Origin of the sequence: Polynucleobacter sp., from assembly GCF_018500155.2 — a bacterium.
GTDB lineage: Bacteria > Pseudomonadota > Gammaproteobacteria > Burkholderiales > Burkholderiaceae > Polynucleobacter.
In genome coordinates this window covers 1-19559 of record NZ_JAHBAK020000010.1, presented here as the reverse complement: position 1 = coordinate 19559, position 19559 = coordinate 1, and the positions used below count along the sequence as shown (strand labels likewise).

General features: G+C 46.3%; 19 protein-coding genes, 3 tRNA genes and 1 pseudogene. 22 read left to right on the top strand and 1 reads right to left on the bottom strand.

The genetic code is table 11. The features are described 5' to 3' along the window. On the bottom strand, nucleotides 1–387 hold a 387-nt coding region (locus KIH43_RS01440; RefSeq protein WP_297716938.1), incomplete at its 3' end, for an NAD(P)-binding protein. Between the two features lie 157 nt (nucleotides 388–544). Between KIH43_RS01440 and KIH43_RS01435 the strand changes: the two genes are divergently transcribed. The 22 genes and pseudogenes from KIH43_RS01435 to KIH43_RS01325 all read left to right on the top strand — a co-directional run. After that, nucleotides 545–1243 carry a CoA transferase subunit A gene (locus tag KIH43_RS01435; RefSeq protein ID WP_297716936.1) on the top strand — a complete coding sequence of 233 codons (699 nt, stop codon included), beginning with the start codon at nucleotides 545–547 and terminating at the stop codon, nucleotides 1241–1243. 25 nt (nucleotides 1244–1268) lie between these two features. Beyond that, nucleotides 1269–1919 carry a CoA transferase subunit B gene (locus tag KIH43_RS01430; protein ID WP_297716934.1) on the top strand — a complete coding sequence of 217 codons (651 nt, stop codon included), beginning with the start codon at nucleotides 1269–1271 and terminating at the stop codon, nucleotides 1917–1919. A 35-nt stretch (nucleotides 1920–1954) separates the two neighbouring features. After that, nucleotides 1955–3799, top strand: coding sequence for an alpha/beta fold hydrolase (locus KIH43_RS08900; RefSeq protein ID WP_366069210.1), 1845 nt, complete (start codon nucleotides 1955–1957; stop codon nucleotides 3797–3799). 9 nt (nucleotides 3800–3808) lie between these two features. Beyond that, on the top strand, nucleotides 3809–5836 hold the full coding sequence (locus KIH43_RS01415) for an HD domain-containing protein (protein WP_297716931.1): 2028 nt from the start codon (nucleotides 3809–3811) through the stop codon (nucleotides 5834–5836). Nucleotides 5837–5854: 18 nt separating this feature from the next. Continuing rightward, nucleotides 5855–5931, top strand: a tRNA-Val gene (locus KIH43_RS01410). 136 nt (nucleotides 5932–6067) lie between these two features. Further along, entirely contained in the window at nucleotides 6068–7990 is a 1923-nt protein-coding gene (gene thrS, locus KIH43_RS01405) for a threonine--tRNA ligase (protein WP_297716929.1), read from the top strand. A gap of 42 nt (nucleotides 7991–8032) precedes the next feature. Further along, nucleotides 8033–8557: a translation initiation factor IF-3 gene (gene infC / locus KIH43_RS01400; RefSeq protein WP_296968670.1), complete on the top strand. Its 525-nt coding sequence runs from the start codon at nucleotides 8033–8035 to the stop codon at nucleotides 8555–8557. 145 nt (nucleotides 8558–8702) lie between these two features. After that, entirely contained in the window at nucleotides 8703–8900 is a 198-nt protein-coding gene (rpmI, locus tag KIH43_RS01395) for a 50S ribosomal protein L35 (protein ID WP_114691330.1), read from the top strand. A gap of 24 nt (nucleotides 8901–8924) precedes the next feature. Beyond that, the gene (gene rplT / locus KIH43_RS01390; RefSeq protein ID WP_215382515.1) at nucleotides 8925–9290 is read left to right on the top strand and encodes a 50S ribosomal protein L20; all 366 of its coding nucleotides are present in this window, start codon (nucleotides 8925–8927) and stop codon (nucleotides 9288–9290) included. Between the two features lie 28 nt (nucleotides 9291–9318). After that, complete coding sequence (gene pheS / locus KIH43_RS01385) at nucleotides 9319–10365, top strand: phenylalanine--tRNA ligase subunit alpha (protein WP_296968628.1); 1047 nt, start codon at nucleotides 9319–9321, stop codon at nucleotides 10363–10365. Nucleotides 10366–10400: 35 nt separating this feature from the next. Continuing rightward, the gene (gene pheT / locus KIH43_RS01380) at nucleotides 10401–12857 is read left to right on the top strand and encodes a phenylalanine--tRNA ligase subunit beta (RefSeq protein ID WP_297716926.1); all 2457 of its coding nucleotides are present in this window, start codon (nucleotides 10401–10403) and stop codon (nucleotides 12855–12857) included. A 58-nt stretch (nucleotides 12858–12915) separates the two neighbouring features. Next, complete coding sequence (locus KIH43_RS01375; protein ID WP_366069209.1) at nucleotides 12916–13239, top strand: integration host factor subunit alpha; 324 nt, start codon at nucleotides 12916–12918, stop codon at nucleotides 13237–13239. Then, nucleotides 13217–13567: a MerR family transcriptional regulator gene (locus KIH43_RS01370; RefSeq protein WP_296968632.1), complete on the top strand. Its 351-nt coding sequence runs from the start codon at nucleotides 13217–13219 to the stop codon at nucleotides 13565–13567. Before KIH43_RS01375 ends, KIH43_RS01370 begins: the two co-directional genes overlap by 23 nt. Nucleotides 13568–13590: 23 nt before the next feature. Continuing rightward, nucleotides 13591–13667: transfer RNA gene (locus KIH43_RS01365), tRNA-Pro, on the top strand. A gap of 239 nt (nucleotides 13668–13906) precedes the next feature. Further along, nucleotides 13907–14176 (top strand): 30S ribosomal protein S15, encoded by a 270-nt coding sequence (gene rpsO / locus KIH43_RS01360; protein WP_068323724.1) that lies wholly within the window; start codon nucleotides 13907–13909, stop codon nucleotides 14174–14176. 262 nt (nucleotides 14177–14438) lie between these two features. Next, nucleotides 14439–16607 carry a polyribonucleotide nucleotidyltransferase gene (gene pnp, locus KIH43_RS01355; RefSeq protein ID WP_296968639.1) on the top strand — a complete coding sequence of 723 codons (2169 nt, stop codon included), beginning with the start codon at nucleotides 14439–14441 and terminating at the stop codon, nucleotides 16605–16607. 31 nt (nucleotides 16608–16638) lie between these two features. Beyond that, the gene (locus KIH43_RS01350; RefSeq protein WP_297716924.1) at nucleotides 16639–17637 is read left to right on the top strand and encodes an NAD(P)H-quinone oxidoreductase; all 999 of its coding nucleotides are present in this window, start codon (nucleotides 16639–16641) and stop codon (nucleotides 17635–17637) included. A 14-nt stretch (nucleotides 17638–17651) separates the two neighbouring features. After that, nucleotides 17652–18410, top strand: a complete 759-nt coding sequence (gene tpiA / locus KIH43_RS01345) for a triose-phosphate isomerase (RefSeq protein ID WP_297716922.1) — start codon at nucleotides 17652–17654, stop codon at nucleotides 18408–18410. A gap of 21 nt (nucleotides 18411–18431) precedes the next feature. Further along, nucleotides 18432–18776, top strand: a complete 345-nt coding sequence (secG, locus tag KIH43_RS01340; RefSeq protein ID WP_296968644.1) for a preprotein translocase subunit SecG — start codon at nucleotides 18432–18434, stop codon at nucleotides 18774–18776. An 86-nt stretch (nucleotides 18777–18862) separates the two neighbouring features. Beyond that, a tRNA-Leu gene (locus tag KIH43_RS01335) sits at nucleotides 18863–18947 on the top strand. Nucleotides 18948–19057: 110 nt separating this feature from the next. After that, a complete protein-coding gene (locus tag KIH43_RS01330) occupies nucleotides 19058–19417 on the top strand; it encodes an NADH-quinone oxidoreductase subunit A (protein ID WP_068948474.1) in 360 nt (119 codons plus the stop codon). A 5-nt stretch (nucleotides 19418–19422) separates the two neighbouring features. After that, a pseudogene (locus tag KIH43_RS01325) lies at nucleotides 19423–19559 on the top strand (NADH-quinone oxidoreductase subunit B); the annotation flags it as partial.

Here is a 19559-nt window from a genome sequence, read left to right as displayed (position 1 = left end):
AGATGTGTATAAGAGACAGATATAGTTGCCCTCATTCTTAAAGCAGTGGGGTAGCATCCAATTTGGTACTTGATACGAATGATCTGCAGTTAAAAATAAAAACTGGTCTTGAGTCACTTCCGTATTTAATGGTGCACCCAACTCTTTCCAGTTTGGAAAGAGTTCAGTCAATGCTTTGGGGTCCATGACTGCGCCAGACAGAATATGCGCACCAATTTCAGAACCCTTTTCTAAAATGCAAACGCTGATATCGTTGCCAGATTCATTGGCTAATTGTTTTGCCTTGATTGCCGCAGACAAACCGGCAGGGCCACCTCCAACAATGACCAGGTCATAATCCATCGATTCCCTGGGTCCAAACTGCTCAAGTAACTGGGCCTGATTCATGCCATTTCTCCGAGATTTCTTAAAAATAGGGTATTTCAGCCTTGATAGTTTAGTTCTATCTGGCAAAAACCTATTTGGTGCCTGATCTGGCTGGGTTTGAAGCGCTGAGGCGTTATGATTGCTTTTTTACCCATTTTGGCAATATTAGGACAATGTTATGAATAAAACGTACCCTTCGGCGGCAGATGCCCTACGGGATATCTTAAATGATGGACAAAAGATTGCAGTTGGTGGTTTTGGGCTTTGTGGCATTCCTGAGGCCTTAATAGCCGCTGTCAAAGATTTAGGTGCGCAAAACCTAACAGCAATTGCAAACAATGCAGGCGTAGATGGCTTTGGTCTGGGATTATTGCTTAACTCCCGTCAAGTCAAAAAGATGGTGGCTTCTTATGTTGGAGAAAACAAAGAGTTTGAGCGTCAATATCTTGCGGGTGAATTGGAGTTGGAATTTACACCTCAGGGAACATTAGCTGAAAAACTTCGTGCTGGTGGTTGTGGCATCCCCGCTTTTTATACCAAGACAGGTGTTGGCACCTTGGTAGCGGAAGGCAAAGAAGAAAAAGAATTTGATGGTGAGAAATACATCATGGAGCGTTCTATTGTTTCCGACATCTCTTTGGTGAAGGCATGGAAAGCAGATAAGTCCGGTAACTTGGTATATCGCTATACAGCTCGCAACTTTAATCCTGTGGTTGCTATGGCTGGCAAGATTACTGTAGCCGAAGTGGAAGAGATTGTTGAGAATGGTCAATTGCACCCTGATGAAATCCATACTCCTGGTATCTATGTGCACCGCCTGGTGATTAATAAAACTCCAGAGAAGCGTATTGAACAGCGCACTCTGTCAGCAGCTTAATTATTGAAGATTTAGGAAGATCGAAATGCCTTGGAATAGAGATGAGATGGCAGCACGTGCTGCGAAAGAGTTGAAGGATGGTTACTACGTCAATCTTGGTATTGGTATGCCAACTTTGGTGGCTAATCATGTACCAAAAGATATGGAAGTTTGGCTTCAGTCTGAAAATGGCTTGCTGGGTATCGGCCCATTTCCAACAGAAGCAACAATTGATGCTGACTTGATTAATGCCGGTAAGCAAACTGTCACCACATTACCAGGCTCATCCATTTTTTCATCAGCAGATTCATTTGGCATGATTCGTGGTGGCAAGATCAATATTGCGATCTTGGGCGCGATGCAAGTGAGCGAGCATGGTGACTTAGCAAACTGGATGATCCCAGGAAAGATGGTCAAAGGAATGGGCGGCGCCATGGATTTGGTCGCTGGGGTCAAGCATGTGGTTGTTTTGATGGAGCATGTTGCCAAAAAGAAAGACGGCACCCAAGAGTTGAAAATTCTGCCCAAGTGCACCTTACCCCTTACAGGTGTAAAAGTCATCAGCAAAATCATTACTGATTTGTGTGTGTTGGACATTACCCCCAAAGGCCTGAAATTGATCGAGTTGGCTCCTGGCGTTACCAAAGAAGAAGTCATCGCCAAAACAGGTGCCCCTGTCGACACTTCGGGTTTCTGACATTCGTCATCAATTAATGGAATAATGGGATCACCATGCCGGGATCCCACCATTTTCACTTCAAGCCCTTTAAGCCTCAGGCCGCAACAGAGGCTGATCCTTCATTGCATGCCCATAAAAAAGGGGATGCAAGGCATTCTCATAGTAAACAGGTTGCCAATCAAAACCTACTGCTGATAGCGCTAGTTCTCACGCTGGGTTTTTCTGGGATTGAAGGTGCGGCAGCGTATTTTGCCAATTCCTTAGCATTGATTTCGGATGCTGGTCACATGGTGACTGATGCTGCTGCTTTGGGTTTAGCGCTATTAGCGCAAATGATTTCTCGCCGCCCACCATCAGCAAAACATTCATTTGGTTTTGGTAGAGCAGAGGCCTTAGCAGCATTTGTAAACAGCATTGTGATGTTGGGCTTAGTGGTTTGGATTGTGGTCGAAGCCATTAGCCGTTTTTATGATCCTCATAAAGTCGATGGCCTCACCGTTACTGTTGTAGCGGCTATTGGCCTCTTGATGAATATTGTTGTGGCTTGGGTGCTCTCGCGCGATAAGAAGAGCGTCAATACCCGAGCTGCATTGGTTCATGTCATGGGCGATCTATTGGGATCAATTGCAGCTTTAGTGGCTGGTGTAGTGATTCAGCTGACAGGATGGATGCCGATTGACGCCATTCTGTCGATTTTGGTCTCTCTTTTGATATTGAAGTCGACGGTTTCGATTTTGCATGAGTCGTATCACTTCCTTATGGAAGGCGTTCCCTTGCATATTGATTATTTGCAAGTTGGCAAGGATTTGCGAAGCGTTCCTGGTGTCTTGGCGGTGCATGATTTGCATGTATGGGAAATGACGCCAAGCTTTCCCGCATTAATTGGCCACATTGAAATTGCTGACATTATGGAATGGCCTGCAATTATGTCGCGCATCAATGAAATGCTTTTAGAAAAACATGGTATTGATCATGTCACATTGCAGCCCGAAGAGGTTGGCGAGATCTCTGATGATGATGAAAAGAGTGCAAATACTTTTCACAACGGAGATACATTCTATGTGCAATGCTCAAGTGGCGAAAATCAGCATCGCATGGCCTATCACGCTTGGGGAAATCCCAATAACCCTAAAGTACTCATTTGCGTGCATGGCTTAACCAGGCGCGGTAGCGATTTCAAAACATTGGCGCAGGCGATGTGCAAAGACTATTACGTTGTTTGTCCCGATGTTGTAGGACGTGGAGACTCTGATCGCTTGACCAATCCAATGCAATACGCTGTTCCACAATATGTTGCAGACATGGCCGAGTTAGTGAAGAAACTTGGTGTTAATCAAGTGGACTGGTTTGGAACCTCGATGGGAGGATTAATTGGTATGGTGTATGCCTCAATGCCAAATTCTCCAATTCGTCGCATGTTGATTAATGATGTAGGCCCACGAATTGAACCAGACGCTATCAAACGCTTGGGATCATATGTTGGTCAGCCATTCTCTTTTGCTAATCGCGCTGATGCGCTTAGTCGTCTAAATCAAATCTGTGCCACTTTCGGTGAACATACTCCCGAGGAGTGGGAGATCTATAACGGTCCCATGTTGGTTCAGCGTGATGGTATGTGGATCATGCACTATGACCCCAATATTTCAGTACCGTTTGCCTCTGTCAATCCGATTATGGCTAAGGCTGGGGAGATGGCGATGTGGCATGCCTTTAAGCAAATTCATATTCCCATGCTGATCGTTCGCGGTGGTGACTCGGATCTTTTATCGGCTGCCACAGTAGCAGAGATGTGTAAGGTAAATCCTTATGCTCGCAGTATTGAAATTCCGCATGTGGGGCACGCACCTGCATTTGTCAAAGCAGAGCAAATTGCTCTAGCAAAGGAATTTTTTAGTTAATCTTTGCCCATGGCAAACGTATCGTCCCATTCTGAAAAAGCAGCCCTTTTCCAAGATGCTTGGTTTGGCGAGCCAGCAGAATCTCATGCGCAAGGTGTAGTTCAAATACTGCAATCCTTAAATTTGGATGAGGCAACCCTCATTGCAGCCAGTAACATCGCTCGCACCCATGGTAAAGAAGCCTTAGGCAAACTGATTGGTGAGGAAGCAACAAAGCTACTCATGGGTTATCGTGGGTTGCGACAAGCGCAGGCTAAATTAGTGCGTGAAGATGGTGGCCTCAGTATTTCAGGCCAAGAAGAGATGCTGCGCAAGATGCTGCTTGCGTTTGGTGATGATTTGCGCGTTGTTTTGATCTACTTGGCGTCACGTCTACAGACTTTACGTTGGGTTACTCAAGAGAAGATGGTGATGCCATCGTCGTGGGCGCAGGAGATTCTCAATATCGATGCCTCATTGGCAAACCGCTTAGGCATCTGGCAAATGAAGTGGGAGATGGAGGATTTGGCCTTTCGTGTCTTATCGCCGGTCGTCTATCGCGATATAGCCAATATGCTTGATGCTAAGCGCATTGAGCGTCATGCATTCATTGAGCGTATTGTTCGTGAACTCCAGCAAGAACTACAGGCTGCGCATATCGCGGGTGATGTGTTTGGACGCCCAAAGCATATCTATAGTATTTGGAAAAAAATGCAAGGGAAGTCCCTTGACTTTGCAAACTTATATGATGTGCGTGCGTTTCGGGTTCTTGTTGATGATGTGAAATCTTGTTATGCAGTGCTAGGGATTGTGCACAATGTTTGGCAACCTGTGCCGCGTGAGTTTGATGATTACATCGCAAGACCAAAGCCAAATGGTTACCAATCCTTACATACCGTGGTGATGAACGAAGAGGGCGTGGCATTTGAAATACAAGTACGCACCCATGAAATGCACCAACAAGCGGAATACGGCTTAGCAGCGCATTGGCGCTATAAGGAGGGTGCCTATATTGGTATGGCCACTCCCCCGAATTTGAATAAATCCAATAAGCCAAGTGTTACCCATCAACCGGGTACTCATAGTGCGCAGGTTGCCTATGAAAGGCAAATCGCCTGGGCGAGGCAGTTGATCTCTTGGAAAGAGGATGCTTGGGAACAGCTTAAGCATCATGAAATTGATGATCATATTTATGTTTTAACGCCACTTGGCAAAGTGATCTCTTTGGAGAAGGGATCAACCCCAATCGATTTTGCCTATGCTGTACATACCAATTTAGGTCATCGTTGTCGTGGCGCACGCGTCGATGGCGCTATGGTTCCATTAGATACCGCTTTGCAAAATGGCCAAACCGTTGAAATTATTGCTGTTAAGCATGGTGGCCCTTCGCGTGATTGGATTAGTCCTGACAAACATTATTTGAGATCACAGCGAGCACGACAGCGTGTGCGTGCTTGGTTTAATGCCCTCGATGACGAAGAGGCGGGACAAATCACCAAATCATTGGATGCTAAGCCTGAAATTACCGTTGAGTCCAAGCCAGCAACACCAGAAATTATTCTTCGCAGCAGCAGTCGCAAGTCTGCTCAAAGTGGAGATGTTCTAGTAGTGGGTGTAGATTCGTTATTAACGCAATTGGCGCGTTGTTGTCGTCCCGTGCCCCCCGATGCGATTGCCGGATTTGTCACTAGGGGTAAAGGCGTTTCTATTCATCGTCGTTCTTGTAAAACGTTTCGTGGTCTTTTAGAGCGCGCTCCGGAGCGAGTGATTCAGACCGCATGGACTCACACTTCAATCGACACCCCTGACCATACAGAGCAAAAAAAGGTTTTCCCAGCAGATTTAGTGGTAGCTGGTGTTGATCGGCCAGAGCTCATGCGCGAGTTGTTTGAGGTGTTAACACGGCAGGGTGTGCACGTGACTGATCTGCGTAAATCCGCTAAAAAAGGGCTGACACAGATCCTGCTAACAGTGGAAGTGAAAGATTCCGGGGTTCTAAGAGTGGTCCAAAATAGCTTGGAAGAGGTCAAAGGTGTCACCCAAGTGCGTCGGCGGTGATAAACTACAGGGCTGTATAGGCTCGTAGCTCAGCTGGTTAGAGCACCACCTTGACATGGTGGGGGTCGTTGGTTCGAGTCCAATCGAGCCTACCAACGAATAAAGACCCAAAAAGAGGAAACTCTAGAGGCGCGGATGCCCACAAGCTACCGCGCTTTATTTTTAGGTATGAAGTAATGCAATATTTGTCAGTGAAATAGAAGTACATTCAGTTAAACAGATGGAGTCGTTATGCCAGTAGTTACTCTGCCCGACGGATCAAAACGCGAATTTGAGGCCCCAGTTCGTGTTGCGGATGTGGCTCAAAGTATTGGCAGTGGTCTTGCAAAAGCCGCACTCGGTGGCATTGTTGATGGCAAGATGGTCGATACCAGTTTTGTTATCGATAAAGATATTCAACTGGCCATCATTACCGATAAAAGCCCTGAAGCATTGGAGATTGTGCGCCACTCAACAGCGCACTTATTAGCCTATGCTGTTAAAGAGTTGTTCCCTGAAGCTCAAGTCACTATTGGCCCCGTTGTAGAGAACGGTTTTTATTATGATTTTTCTTATCATCGTCCGTTTACACCGGATGATTTAGCAGCTCTTGAAAAGAAAATGATCGAGCTTGCTAAAAAAGATGAGCCTGTTGTGCGTCGTGTTTTGCCACGTGATGAAGCGGTGAAATTTTTTAAAGATCAGGGTGAGCATTACAAAGCAGAAATCATTGCAAGCATTCCGCAAAATGAGGATGTCTCGCTGTATGCGGAAGGTGCGTTCACCGATTTATGTCGTGGTCCTCACGTTCCTTCTACTGGCAAGCTAAAGGTCTTTAAGCTGATGAAGCTTGCTGGCGCTTATTGGCGTGGCGATAGCAAGAATGAGATGTTGCAGCGGATTTACGGTACGGCTTGGTTACGTAAGGAAGATCAAGATGCGTATTTGCACATGCTTGAAGAATCCGAGAAGCGCGACCATCGTCGTCTTGGTAAGCAGTTGGACCTATTTCACTTTCAAGAGGAAGCCCCGGGATTAATTTTCTGGCATCCAAAGGGCTGGGCGATATGGCAAGAAGTAGAGCAGTACATGCGTCGCGTCTATCAGCAAGAAGGTTATCAAGAAGTAAAGGCTCCACAGATATTAGATCGTGCACTTTGGGAAAAGTCTGGGCATTGGGATAACTACAAAGAAAATATGTTCACGACCGAGTCAGAAAATCGTGCGTATGCATTAAAGCCGATGAACTGCCCAGGACATGTACAAATTTATAACTCGGGTTTGCATAGCTATCGTGAATTACCGCTACGCTTTGGTGAATTTGGACAGTGCCACCGTAATGAGCCCTCCGGTGCATTGCATGGATTAATGCGCGTACGTGGTTTTACTCAGGATGATGGTCATATTTTTTGTACAGAGGATCAGATTCAGTCTGAAGTAGCGGATTTTGATAAAGCCGTTCGCGCCGTATATCAAGATTTTGGATTTACGGAAGTGGCGGTGAAGCTAGCATTGCGTCCCGCAAAGCGCGTTGGTGACGATGCTATTTGGGATAAAGCCGAGGAAGCATTGCGCGGAGCTTTAAAGGCCTCTGGCCAGCATTGGGAAGAATTGCCCGGCGAGGGTGCTTTTTATGGCCCCAAGATTGAATATCACCTGAAGGACTCGATTGGCCGTACTTGGCAATGTGGCACGATTCAGGTCGACTTCTCGATGCCTGCTCGTCTAGGTGCTGAATACGTGGCAGAAGACAACAGTCGTAAGACTCCGGTGATGCTTCACAGGGCAATTGTGGGCTCTTTGGAGCGTTTTATTGGGATTTTGATCGAAAATCATGCTGGGAATATGCCAGTTTGGCTAGCTCCGACCCAGGCGGTGGTTCTCAATATTTCGGGAAATTCTGCTGCATATGCACAAAAAGTCCAGCAATTGCTGAAAAAACAAGGGTTTAGAGTCGAATCTGATTTGCGGAACGAGAAAATTACGTATAAAATACGCGAGCACGCATTACAGAAGATCCCATTTTTGCTTGTTGTGGGCGATAAAGAGTCTGAAAGTAATACGGTGGCCGTTCGTGCCCGTGGCGGAGTGGATTTGGGTGTGATGCCTATTGATGCCTTCGTTGCCCGACTCCAGCAGGATATATCCCAGAAAGTCGGACCCGAGCCTAGCTAGGGTTAGAACGGTTTTTATTGTTTTTTTAAAGGAATTAAGAAGATCGCTACTGAAAAATTGCAACGCATTAACCGGGAAATTACTGCTCCTGAAGTGCGTTTGATTGGAATCGATGGTGAGGCCATCGGTGTAGTTAAGTTGAGTGAAGCCCTAGCGGCAGCAGAAGAGAAAGATACCGATCTGGTTGAAATAGCTCCTACCGCTGTGCCGCCTGTAGTTCGAATCATGGACTTTGGCAAATTCAAGTACCAAGAAGCCAAGCGTCAGCATGAAGCTAAGCTGAAGCAAAAGGTGATTCAGGTGAAGGAAGTGAAATTCCGTCCTGGCACTGATGATGGTGACTACGGTGTAAAGCTACGCAATCTGATCCGCTTTTTAGAAGATGGCGATAAAACAAAGATTACGTTGCGGTTTCGGGGGCGTGAAATGGCTCACCAAGAAATCGGAGCAAGAATGTTGGAGCGTTTGAAGTTGGACTTACAAGAGTATGGCCAAGTTGAACAGTTTCCAAAAATGGAGGGCCGCCAGATGGTGATGGTATTAGCCCCCGTTCGCAAGGCTAAGTAACTCGGTTTTATAACCTGGTGCTTATGTAGGGAGGTGTCAGAGGAAAAATTTCCAAAGACACCGGCAGTAAAGAAGTGCTTCTGGGTACAGGAAGAGTAGCCGTCGGTTACCACCTATGTTGCACAAGTAAGAGAAGGGGTGCTTTATGCCCAAGATGAAGAGCAAGAGTAGCGCCAAAAAGCGCTTCACGGTTCGCGCAGGCGGAACCATCAAACGAGGCCAGGCTTTTAAACGCCACATCCTCACTAAGAAGACCACCAAGAATAAGCGTCATTTGCGTGGTTCCACAGAAGTTGCGAAATCTGATGTCAAATCAATTCGCTCTATGCTTCCTTACGCTTAACCTCAGACTAGATAGGAGAATTCAATGCCAAGAGTCAAACGTGGGGTTACAGCAAGAGCCCGTCATAAGAAAATCACTGACGCCGCAACAGGTTATCGCGGTCGTCGTAAAAACGTATTCCGTATTGCTAAGCAAGCTGTTATGCGTGCTGGTCAATATGCATACCGTGACCGTCGCAATAAGAAACGTGTATTCCGTGCTTTATGGATTGCGCGTATCAATGCGGCAGTGCGTGAGCATGACATGACCTACAGCGTATTCATGAATGGTATGAAGAAAGCAGCGATTGAACTCGATCGCAAAGTGCTTTCAGATATGGCCATTGCTGACAAAGCGGCTTTTGCTGCTTTGGTTACTCGGATCAAATCCGTAGTAAACGCTGCAGCTTAATTCTTAGTTTTCATCGAACTAAGCTGCAATGGTTTCTCTCGACCAAATTGTCGAGGATGCCAAACGTGATTTCTCCGGAGCTGCCGATTCGGCAGCTCTTGAGGACGCGAAAGCCAGGTATCTCGGTAAATCAGGTGTTCTCACTGAGCGTTTAAAAGCGCTTGGTGGAATGTCGCCTGAGGAACGCAAGAGTGCTGGCGCCCAAATCAATCAAATCAAAACCCAAGTAGAAGCAGCCTTGCAAGAGCGCCGCCAGGCTTTGGCTGATGCTGTTTTGCAGCAGCGTTTAGCGGCGGAATCCATTGACGTCTCTTTGCCAGGGCGCGGTCAAGCTGTTGGCAGTTTGCATCCGGTGATGCGTACTTGGGAGCGTGTAGAAGAAATCTTTCGCTCTATTGGTTTTGCAGTGGCTGATGGCCCTGAGATAGAAACGGATTGGTTTAATTTCACGGCCCTTAATAGCCCTGAAAATCATCCTGCGCGATCAATGCAGGACACCTTTTATATTGATGGCAAGGACTCTCTTGAGAAGCCTTTGCTGTTACGTACTCACACTAGTCCTATTCAAGTGCGGTATGCAAGTGAGCATGTTAAAAAATATGCGAATGCTGAGGTCATGCCGCCGATCAAGGTCATTGCACCAGGTAGAACATACCGCGTAGATAGCGATGCTACTCATTCCCCCATGTTCCATCAAGTTGAGGGGTTGTGGATTGCTGAGAATGTTTCCTTTGCCGATCTCAAGGGTGTATATACCGACTTTTTGAGAACATTTTTTGAGACAAATGCATTACAAGTGCGTTTTCGTCCATCGTATTTCCCATTTACAGAGCCCTCAGCAGAGATTGATATGGCCTTTGGTAGCGGCAAACTTGCTGGTCGATGGTTAGAGATATCAGGTGCAGGACAGGTTCATCCGAATGTTTTGCGTAACATGGGAATCGATCCTGAGCGCTATACCGGCTTTGCTTTTGGTTCTGGTTTAGAGCGTTTAACAATGTTGCGTTACGGGGTAGATGACTTGCGCCTCTTTTTTGAAAACGACTTGCGATTCCTAGCGCAATTTCCTGCATAACCAAAACCATTCTTTAAGAAAACTTCAATCGCGCTATGCAATTTTCTGAATCTTGGCTTCGTCAGTATGTGAATCCTTCGCTAGATAGCGATGCGTTGGGTCATGCAATGACAATGGCTGGCTTAGAGGTAGAGGAGCAGCATTCAGTTGCACCACCTTTTAGCAAAATTGTAGTGGCGCAGATTTTGTCTGCTGAGCAACATCCAGACGCTGATCGTCTGCGAGTTTGCAAAGTCGATGCGGGAACTGGTCAAGAGTTGCAGATTGTTTGTGGCGCACCTAACGCGCGAGCAGGTATTAAGATTCCCTGTGCCTTAGTTGGCGCTGCATTACCTCCCGCAGAAACGGGTGGAAAACCATTCATGATTAAGGTTGGCAAGCTGCGTGGTGTAGAGAGCCAAGGTATGTTGTGCTCTGGCCGCGAGCTTGGACTGGGTGATGATCATGAAGGTATTTTGGAATTGCCTGCAGATGCACCTGTAGGAACAGATATTCGTGAGTATCTCGATCTTGATGATCAAATCTACGTTATTAAATTAACTCCAAATAAAGCAGACTGTCTCTCGCTTATGGGGATGGCCAGGGAAGTATCCGCTATCACCGGCGCCACACTCTGCGCTCCTCAATGGACTGTACCTGTAGTAACGCTAGACGAGAAGCGCAAAGTGACGATTGAAAACCCCGAGCTTTGTGGGCGCTTTGCCGGCCGCATTATTCGTGGCGTCAATCCGCAAGCAAAAACGCCTGAATGGATTGTGAAGCGTTTGACTCGTGCAGGTCAAAGAAGTATCTCTGCATTGGTGGATCTATCCAATTACGTCATGTTAGAAATGGGTCAGCCTACCCATGTGTTTGATATCGACAAATTGAGTGGCGATATCGCGGTTCGTTGGGCTAAAGCAGGCGAAACATTGGAATTATTAAACGGTCAGACAGTCACTTTGTTGGGCCCAGACTCTGCAGGAAAATTACAAAATGCTGGCGTGGTTGCCGATCAATCTGGCCCGGTAGCGCTTGCAGGGATCATGGGCGGCAATCACTGCGCCGTGTCTGATGATACGAAGAATATCTATGTTGAGGCTGCTTATTGGCCACCTTCAGCAATCCAAGGCCGTGCCCGCCGCTTTAATTTCAGTACGGATGCGGCGCATCGCTTTGAACGTGGCGTAGACCCCCAAAATACTGTGAATTGCTTGGAGTATCTAAGCGCACTCATTCTCGAAGTTTGTGGTGGCCAGGCAGGTCCAGTCGATGATCAAGTTCTCAATATTCCCGAGCGTAAGCCTGTCAAGTTGCGTTTAGCCAGGGCAGAAAAAGTCATTGGCATCCCGCTGACAACCCAAATCGTTGGCGATATCTTTAAACGTCTTGGTTTTGAATTTAAGAACGAAGGCGATGTCTTTGTTGTAACACCACCAAGCTATCGTTTTGATATTGAAATTGAAGAGGATTTAATTGAAGAAGTCGCGCGTATGTACGGCTTTGAAAATATTCCAGACAAGCCACCGTTGGCAACACTCAAAATGAGTGCTCATGCTGAAGAAAAACGTGGCATTCATTTATTACGTCAACGTTTAGCTTTGCAAGGCTATCAAGAGGTAGTGAATTTTGGGTTTACAGATCAAGAAAGCGAGCAGCGCCTCACTGGCGCCCAAGAGCAAGATCTGATTCGTGTGCTCAATCCCATTGCTAATCAGTATGGTGTCATGCGTAGCACCCTATGGGGTGGTTTGCTGGCCAATCTCAAGACAAATTTGAACCGTGGAGCAGGGCGTTTGCGTCTGTTTGAGGCTGGTCGTGTATTCAAACGCGATCTCGCAATTACAGAGCAAGCTGGGATGGTTGCTGGTTTTCATCAACCTCAAAAGATTGGTGGTTTAGCTTATGGAGCTGCAGTTCCCGAGCAATGGGCAAGCGCTAGCAGAGCGGTAGATTTTTTTGATATCAAAGGTGATCTCGAGCGCGCTTTAGATCCTCTACATTTTGTCACTGAATCTGCACAACATCCTGCCCTTCATCCGGGTCGTAGCGCTAAAGTCTTTTTGCAAGATGGCAAAAATCGTATTGCTGTTGGTTGGATTGGTGAATTGCATCCTGGTCTACAACAAGCTTATGAATTGCCACAAGCGCCAGTCTTGTTTGAATTGGATTTAGACCCAATTTGTCATGTGGGTTTACCAACGCCTGAAGAGTTAAGTAAGTTTCCGGCAGTGCAGCGTGATTTAGCGCTTGTAGTTAAAGAAAACGTTTCTGCCCAAGTCTTGCTCGATGCTATGACTGCATCTCAACAGAATTTTGTGCGTGCAATTGAGGTGTTTGATGAGTTTAAGCCTAAGGCAGGCTCCAATAGCATGGCCGATGATGAAAAGAGTTTGGCTTTCCGCGTTACCCTGTTAAATCCTCAAGAAACCTTGCAAGATGCCCAAATCGATGCTGTTATGACCGCTTTATTGGGTGTGGCAGAAAAAAAATGTGCAGCTCGTCTGCGCTAGGTTTAGTATTACGATTCCAAGAAAAAATTTAAAGAAATCAATATCAAAGAGACTTTTCATGAGCGAAATGATTACTAACGATACCGTTACCAAAAACGAACTCTCTGAAGCACTCTTTGATCAAGTTGGATTGAATAAGCGCGAAGCAAAAGATATGATCGATGCGTTTTTTGACCGCATTGGTCAATCGCTAGAAGCAGGTACTGAAGTCAAAATTTCTGGCTTTGGTAATTTTCAATTGCGCAATAAATCGGCTCGTCCTGGCCGAAACCCAAAGACAGGTCAATTGATTCCAATCGCTGCAAGACGCGTGGTTACTTTTCATGCAAGCCAAAAGCTGAAAGATGTAGTGGAGTCACATGCTCGAGAAAACCGAGTTTGATGCAAGCTCGGCACTCCCGAGCTCTCAACTTCCCCCAATTCCTTCCAAGCGCTACTTCACCATTGGTGAGGTAGCAGATCTCTGCGGTGTGCGTTCCCATGTGTTGCGCTATTGGGAGCAAGAATTTTCACAGTTAAGTCCGCAAAAACGTCGTGGTAATCGTCGTTATTACCAACATCATGAAGTGGTGCTCATTCGCAAGATTCGTTCATTGCTTTATGAAGAGGGTTTTACCATTAGCGGAGCCCGCAACCGTCTTGAAGAAGCGCGAGATGAGTTACGCTTGCGTGAAGAGTTGCAAGCGGTGTTACAAATTCTGTCGAAATAGTTACTGCTACAATTTTCTTTTGTCGGGGCGTAGCGCAGCCTGGTAGCGTACATGCATGGGGTGCATGTGGTCGGAGGTTCAAATCCTCTCGCCCCGACCATTCTGAGTCAATTCACACAAAATCCACAAAATATTCGTAAGTGATTGATTTAATTGAATTAATTTTTAATTGAATCATCCTGACCCATTTTTTCACTGGCAAGGCTTATGGGTTTAGCGCTGCGGTCTGCTACAATTAGATGGCTTTGATTTGTAAAGCTTTTTTTGTTTTATTTTGTAATTAACGCACGACACAAGTTGGGTGAAAGCTCAGGTGTTCGCAAGTAAGGAGTATTAAAAATGGCAGTTGCTGATATTAAGACGGCGGAAATCGTCAAAGAAAACGCGCGCAGCGCAAATGATACGGGTAGCCCTGAAGTTCAAGTTTCATTGCTTACCGCCCGCATCAATGAATTAACCCCCCATTTCAAGGCTAACGCCAAAGACCATCACAGCCGTCGTGGCTTGTTGAAGATGGTTTCACGTCGCCGTCGCCTCTTGGATTACCTCAAAGGCAAAGATCTGGATCGCTATCGCGCATTGATCGAGAAATTAGGTCTCCGTAAGTAATTCTTATCGGTATTGCAATGCCATCTCACTTAGGGTTGTTTCTTTACAGAATCAGTCTTAAGAAGGTGGCATGTTTTTTGAGCGCTTTTAGATTATTTGTGTAGGGGATTGTGTCATTCCAATGAGTTTCTGTTTTCAGAGTCTCCCTGGAATGGCATCCCTTGTAATCCAAATCGCTCCAGTGTTGTCGTGACACTGCTTTATCCCGCGACAAACGTGATGCTCATGTGAGCATGGCGTGAACAATTTGGAGAAGATCAGAATGACCATGTTTAAAAAAGCAGTAAAGAGTTTTCAATGGGGCAACCATCAAGTAACGATGGAAACAGGCGAGATCGCTCGTCAAGCAGGTGGTGCCGTTATTGTTAACGTTGATGACACCGTGGTGATGGGAACTGTTGTAGCGTCCAAGTCTGCTAAGCCAGGCCAAGACTTTTTCCCATTAACCGTCGATTATTTAGAAAAGACTTACGCAGCAGGCAAAATCCCTGGTGGTTTTTTCCGTCGCGAAGGCCGTCCATCTGAAGGTGAGACATTAATCTCTCGTTTGATTGATCGTCCAATCCGCCCGTTGTTTCCTGAAGGTTTTTACAACGAAGTGCAGGTAGTTGTGCATGTGTTGTCGATTAACCCAGAAGTGCCTTCTGATATCCCTGCATTGATCGCCGCATCTGCTGCGTTGGCAGTCTCAGGTATTCCATTTAGCGGTCCAGTAGGCGCTGCTCGCGTTGGTTATGCAAATGGCCAATACCTTTTGAACCCAACCCGTTCTGAGCAAGCTACGAGCGAGTTGGATTTAATTGTTGCTGGTACACAAGCTGCAGTTTTGATGGTGGAATCCGAGGCAAATCAGCTTTCTGAAGAAGTGATGTTGGGTGCTGTGGTGTTCGGCCACGAGCAAATGCAAACTGCTATTAACGCTATCAATGATTTGGTGCGTGAGGCTGGTAAGCCAGAGTGGGATTGGCAAGCCGCTCCGAAAGATGAGCCTTTGATCGCAAAAGTTTCCGCATTGGCTGAAGCGCCTTTGCGCGAGGCATATCAGATTCGTCAGAAGGGTGCACGCTCAGATAAGTTAAAAGCTATCACTAAAGAAGTGATTGCAAAATTAGCTGAAGATGGTGAAGTGGATGAAGTTGCAGTCGGCAACATTCTCTTTGAAATCGAAGCTAAGATTGTTCGTAGTCAAATTTTGAATGGCGAGCCACGTATTGATGGTCGTGATACACGTACCGTTCGTCCAATCGAAATTCGCAACGGCATTCTCCCGCGTACTCACGGATCCGCACTATTTACTCGCGGTGAGACACAAGCTCTCGTAGTCGCGACCCTTGGTACAGCCCGTGATGAGCAAATTATTGATGCACTCGAAGGCGAGTATCGCGATCGCTTTATGTTCCACTACAACATGCCTCCATTTGCAACTGGAGAAACTGGCCGCGTAGGTAGTCCAAAGCGTCGTGAAATTGGTCACGGTCGTTTAGCAAAGCGTGCCTTGATCCCAGTATTGCCAAGTCCAGAAGACTTTGCGTATAGCATCCGCGTCGTTTCAGAAATTACTGAGTCCAATGGTTCTTCATCCATGGCTTCAGTGTGCGGTGGCTGTCTGGCAATGATGGATGCTGGTGTTCCAGTGAAGGCGCACGTTGCTGGTGTAGCAATGGGCTTGATTTTGGATGGCAATCGTTTTGCAGTATTGACTGATATCTTGGGTGATGAAGATCACTTAGGTGATATGGACTTTAAAGTTGCTGGTACTGCCAACGGCATTACTGCGCTTCAGATGGACATCAAAGTACAAGGTATTACTAAAGAAATTATGCAAGTTGCTTTGGCGCAAGCTAAAGAAGGTCGCTTGCATATCCTCAGCAAAATGCAAGAAGCAATGGGTTCAGTACGTACAGAACTTTCTGCCCACGCTCCTCGTATGGTCTCATTTAAGATTCATCCAGACAAGATTCGTGAAGTGATTGGTAAGGGTGGCGCAACCATTCAAGCTCTGACCAAGGAAACTGGATGCAGCATTGATATTCAGGATGACGGTACAGTAACGATCGCTTCTACCAACGCGGATGGTTTAGCTGAAGCTAAAGCCCGCATTGAAGGTATTACTGCAGAAGCCGAGGTCGGTAAGATCTATGAAGGCCCTGTTGTGAAATTGCTTGAATTCGGAGCCTTGGTCAATATTCTTCCGGGTAAAGATGGTTTATTGCATATCTCTGAAATTTCTAACGAGCGCGTTAAAGAAGTCAAAGACTACTTAGCAGAAGGCCAAGTGGTGCGTGTGAAGTTGTTAGCTGCTGATGAGCGTGGTCGCTTACGTTTATCACTAAAGGCTGCAATGGCAGAAGAGGGCGGCACGATTGCTCCTTTAGCAGGCACAGCCGAAGCGGTTACTGAAGCTGCACCAGCGAATGGTGAAACTGCCTAAGTAAGGCTCTCTACATTCATCGGAGTTTTTCATGCGTGTCATTGAGATCAAAGAATATGGGGCACCAGAAATGCTGGTGGCTGCCACTCGTCCAGATCCAGCAGTTCCAAGCGCTGGGACTGGCGAGATCTTGATCAAGGTTTTAGCAGCGGGAATTAATCGTCCAGACGTGTTACAGCGCAAAGGACATTACCCAGTGCCTCCCGGTGCATCAGATATTCCTGGTCTTGAAGTTGCCGGTGAAATTATTGGCGGTGATTTATCTCATGCTGATAACACTTTAGGTTTAAAGGTTGGCGATAAAGTGTGTGCATTAGTGCAAGGTGGTGGTTACGCCGAGCTTTGTACCGCACCCATTGCACAATGTTTGCCATATCCAAAAGGATTTACTGATCAAGAAGCGGCATCATTGCCAGAAACGTTTTATACGGTTTGGAGCAATGTATTTATGCGTGGTGAGTTGTCCGAAGGCGAATCCTTGTTAGTGCAAGGGGGTTCTAGTGGTATTGGTGTGACAGCCATATTGCTTGCCAAAGCGCTTGGACACAAGGTATTGGTTACTGCGGGTTCGGACGAAAAATGTGCTGCTTGTATGCAATTGGGTGCGGATTTAGCGATTAACTACAAAACTCAAGATTTTGTAGAAGAGGTTAAAAAGGCAACTGACGGCAAAGGTGTAAACGTCGTGCTCGATATGGTCACAGGCGCTTATGTTCAGCGAGAAATCGATTGTTTGGCAGATGATGGCCGGATTGTGATCATCGCGATTATGGGTGGTAGCAAAGCAGAGGTAAATACTGGTCAGATATTACGTCGCCGCCTTACTATTACGGGCTCCACATTACGTCCACGACCTGTCTCATTCAAAAAGCAGATCACGAAGCAACTTTATGAAACGGTGTGGCCATTATTGAACGCAGGCAAGCTTAAGCCCGTTATTTATAAAACTTTCACTCTGAATGAGGCAGCAGATGCCCATCGCTTGATGGAATCTTCAGAGCATGTTGGCAAAATTGTTTTAACGGTTTAATACTGAGCCATCTTATGCGACCACTCATCATCATCGGCAATTGGAAAATGAATGGCAATCTTGTTAGTAATGAAGATTGGATTAAGACCGTTGCCCGTGGCATGGAGAGTGGCATGCCTGCAGGACGTCAATTTGTCATTTGTCCGCCATTTCCGTATTTGGCGCAATGCGCAAAACTCATCAAAGATCATTCGCTGGCATTTCTTAGCTTAGGTGCGCAAGATGCTTCAGCGCAGGCTAGTGGTGCCTACACGGGTGAGGCAAGTGCTGCCATGTTGAAGGAAGTAGGTTGTCAGTACGTCATTGTGGGACATTCTGAGCGCCGTCAATTTCATCATGAGGTGGATGAAGTGATTGCAGCTAAAGCATTGCAGGTTTTAGATAACGGCATGACCCCAATCATTTGCGTCGGGGAAACTGCAGATGAGCGTAATTCTGGAAGAGCCGAGGAGGTCGTCTGCGGCCAGGTTGCCAAACAAGTTTCTGTACTACAGGATCGTTTAGCTGATTGCCTGATCGCCTATGAGCCAGTTTGGGCAATTGGTACGGGCAAAGTAGCTAGCGCACAAGTTGCGCAAGATATGCATAGGCATATTCGTTTGCAATTAGCTGAATTTGATGAGGATGTCGCCTCTCATGTCGGCATTTTGTATGGCGGTAGTGTCAAGCCTGATAATGCGGTGGAATTATTTGCAATGCCCGATATTGATGGTGGATTAGTTGGAGGGGCCTCTTTAAACCCCCAAGATTTTCTGGCGATCTGCCAGGCGTAAATTTTTATTTGGAGATGAGCTGTGGAATGGTTTAAGACATTATTGATCGTGTTGCAGGTAATTTCTGCTTTAGCGGTAATTTTGCTGGTATTGCTGCAACAGGGTAAAGGTGCAGATATGGGTGCCGCATTCGGTTCAGGCGCCTCAGGCAGTCTATTTGGTGCAAGTGGTTCAGCCAATTTTCTTTCCCATGCAACCGCTATTTTTGCCGCAGTCTTCTTCTTAAGTACTCTGGGCATCACATGGCTTAGCAATAAAAAAGAGGCAAGCCCTGGAGTGCTCTCTGGAACCGTTGCCCCAGCCGCCACTCCAGCAGCACCTGCAGCGCCTACCCAGGACCAAAACAAACCTGCTGTTCCTAAGTAAAATAGTAGGTTTTTACAGATTTTTCTGCCTCAAAAATGGGGTGGTTTAGTTGTGCAATGCGGTAGAATTGATAGGTTTTACAAGATGCCGACGTGGTGAAATTGGTAGACACGCTATCTTGAGGGGGTAGTGGCTTAGGCTGTGCGAGTTCGAGTCTCGCCGTCGGCACCAGTTGAAGTATTTAAAGCTAGGGTTTTTGCTCTTAATCAATAGAGCCGGTAGTGAAATAATGAATAATTTGCTGTTTTGATGAATTAATAGATAAACGACTCAGGACCATTTTGAATCTCGCCAATTACTTTCCTGTTTTGCTTTTCATCCTCGTAGGTATTGGGGTGGGATTAGTCCCCATGTTCCTCGGTAAAATTTTGGCTCCTTCAAAGCCTGATGCTGAAAAACTCTCTCCTTATGAGTGCGGTTTTGAAGCTTTTGAAGATGCACGTATGAAGTTTGATGTGCGCTACTACCTAATTGCCATCCTATTTATTTTGTTTGATCTTGAGACTGCGTTCTTATTCCCATGGGGAGTGGCATTGCGTGATCTCGGTTGGTTTGGCTACGCCTCTATGGTGATTTTCCTTTTGGAATTCATTGTGGGATTTGTTTATATCTGGAAGAAGGGCGCTCTCGACTGGGAGTGATTGGTATGGCATTAGAAGGCGTTCTCAAAGAAGGATTTGTTACTACCACTGCGGACCAGTTAATTAACTGGACACGTAATGGTTCTTTATGGCCCATGACATTTGGTTTGGCCTGTTGTGCAGTAGAGATGATGCATGCTGG

Bases quoted from the DNA above. Each gene is read 5' to 3' on its own strand.
- rpmI (WP_114691330.1), top strand. From the start codon at position 8,703: ATGCCCAAGATGAAGAGCAAGAGTAGCGCCAAAAAGCGCTTCACGGTT.
- KIH43_RS01370 (WP_296968632.1), top strand. From the start codon at position 13,217: ATGCTCGAGAAAACCGAGTTTGATGCAAGCTCGGCACTCCCGAGCTCT.
- tpiA (WP_297716922.1), top strand. From the start codon at position 17,652: ATGCGACCACTCATCATCATCGGCAATTGGAAAATGAATGGCAATCTT.
- rplT (WP_215382515.1), top strand. From the start codon at position 8,925: ATGCCAAGAGTCAAACGTGGGGTTACAGCAAGAGCCCGTCATAAGAAA.
- thrS (WP_297716929.1), top strand. From the start codon at position 6,068: ATGCCAGTAGTTACTCTGCCCGACGGATCAAAACGCGAATTTGAGGCC.
- KIH43_RS01415 (WP_297716931.1), top strand. From the start codon at position 3,809: ATGGCAAACGTATCGTCCCATTCTGAAAAAGCAGCCCTTTTCCAAGAT.
- KIH43_RS01430 (WP_297716934.1), top strand. From the start codon at position 1,269: ATGCCTTGGAATAGAGATGAGATGGCAGCACGTGCTGCGAAAGAGTTG.
- KIH43_RS08900 (WP_366069210.1), top strand. From the start codon at position 1,955: ATGCCGGGATCCCACCATTTTCACTTCAAGCCCTTTAAGCCTCAGGCC.
- KIH43_RS01350 (WP_297716924.1), top strand. From the start codon at position 16,639: ATGCGTGTCATTGAGATCAAAGAATATGGGGCACCAGAAATGCTGGTG.
- pheS (WP_296968628.1), top strand. From the start codon at position 9,319: ATGGTTTCTCTCGACCAAATTGTCGAGGATGCCAAACGTGATTTCTCC.
- pnp (WP_296968639.1), top strand. From the start codon at position 14,439: ATGACCATGTTTAAAAAAGCAGTAAAGAGTTTTCAATGGGGCAACCAT.
- pheT (WP_297716926.1), top strand. From the start codon at position 10,401: ATGCAATTTTCTGAATCTTGGCTTCGTCAGTATGTGAATCCTTCGCTA.
- KIH43_RS01375 (WP_366069209.1), top strand. From the start codon at position 12,916: ATGAGCGAAATGATTACTAACGATACCGTTACCAAAAACGAACTCTCT.
- KIH43_RS01435 (WP_297716936.1), top strand. From the start codon at position 545: ATGAATAAAACGTACCCTTCGGCGGCAGATGCCCTACGGGATATCTTA.
- rpsO (WP_068323724.1), top strand. From the start codon at position 13,907: ATGGCAGTTGCTGATATTAAGACGGCGGAAATCGTCAAAGAAAACGCG.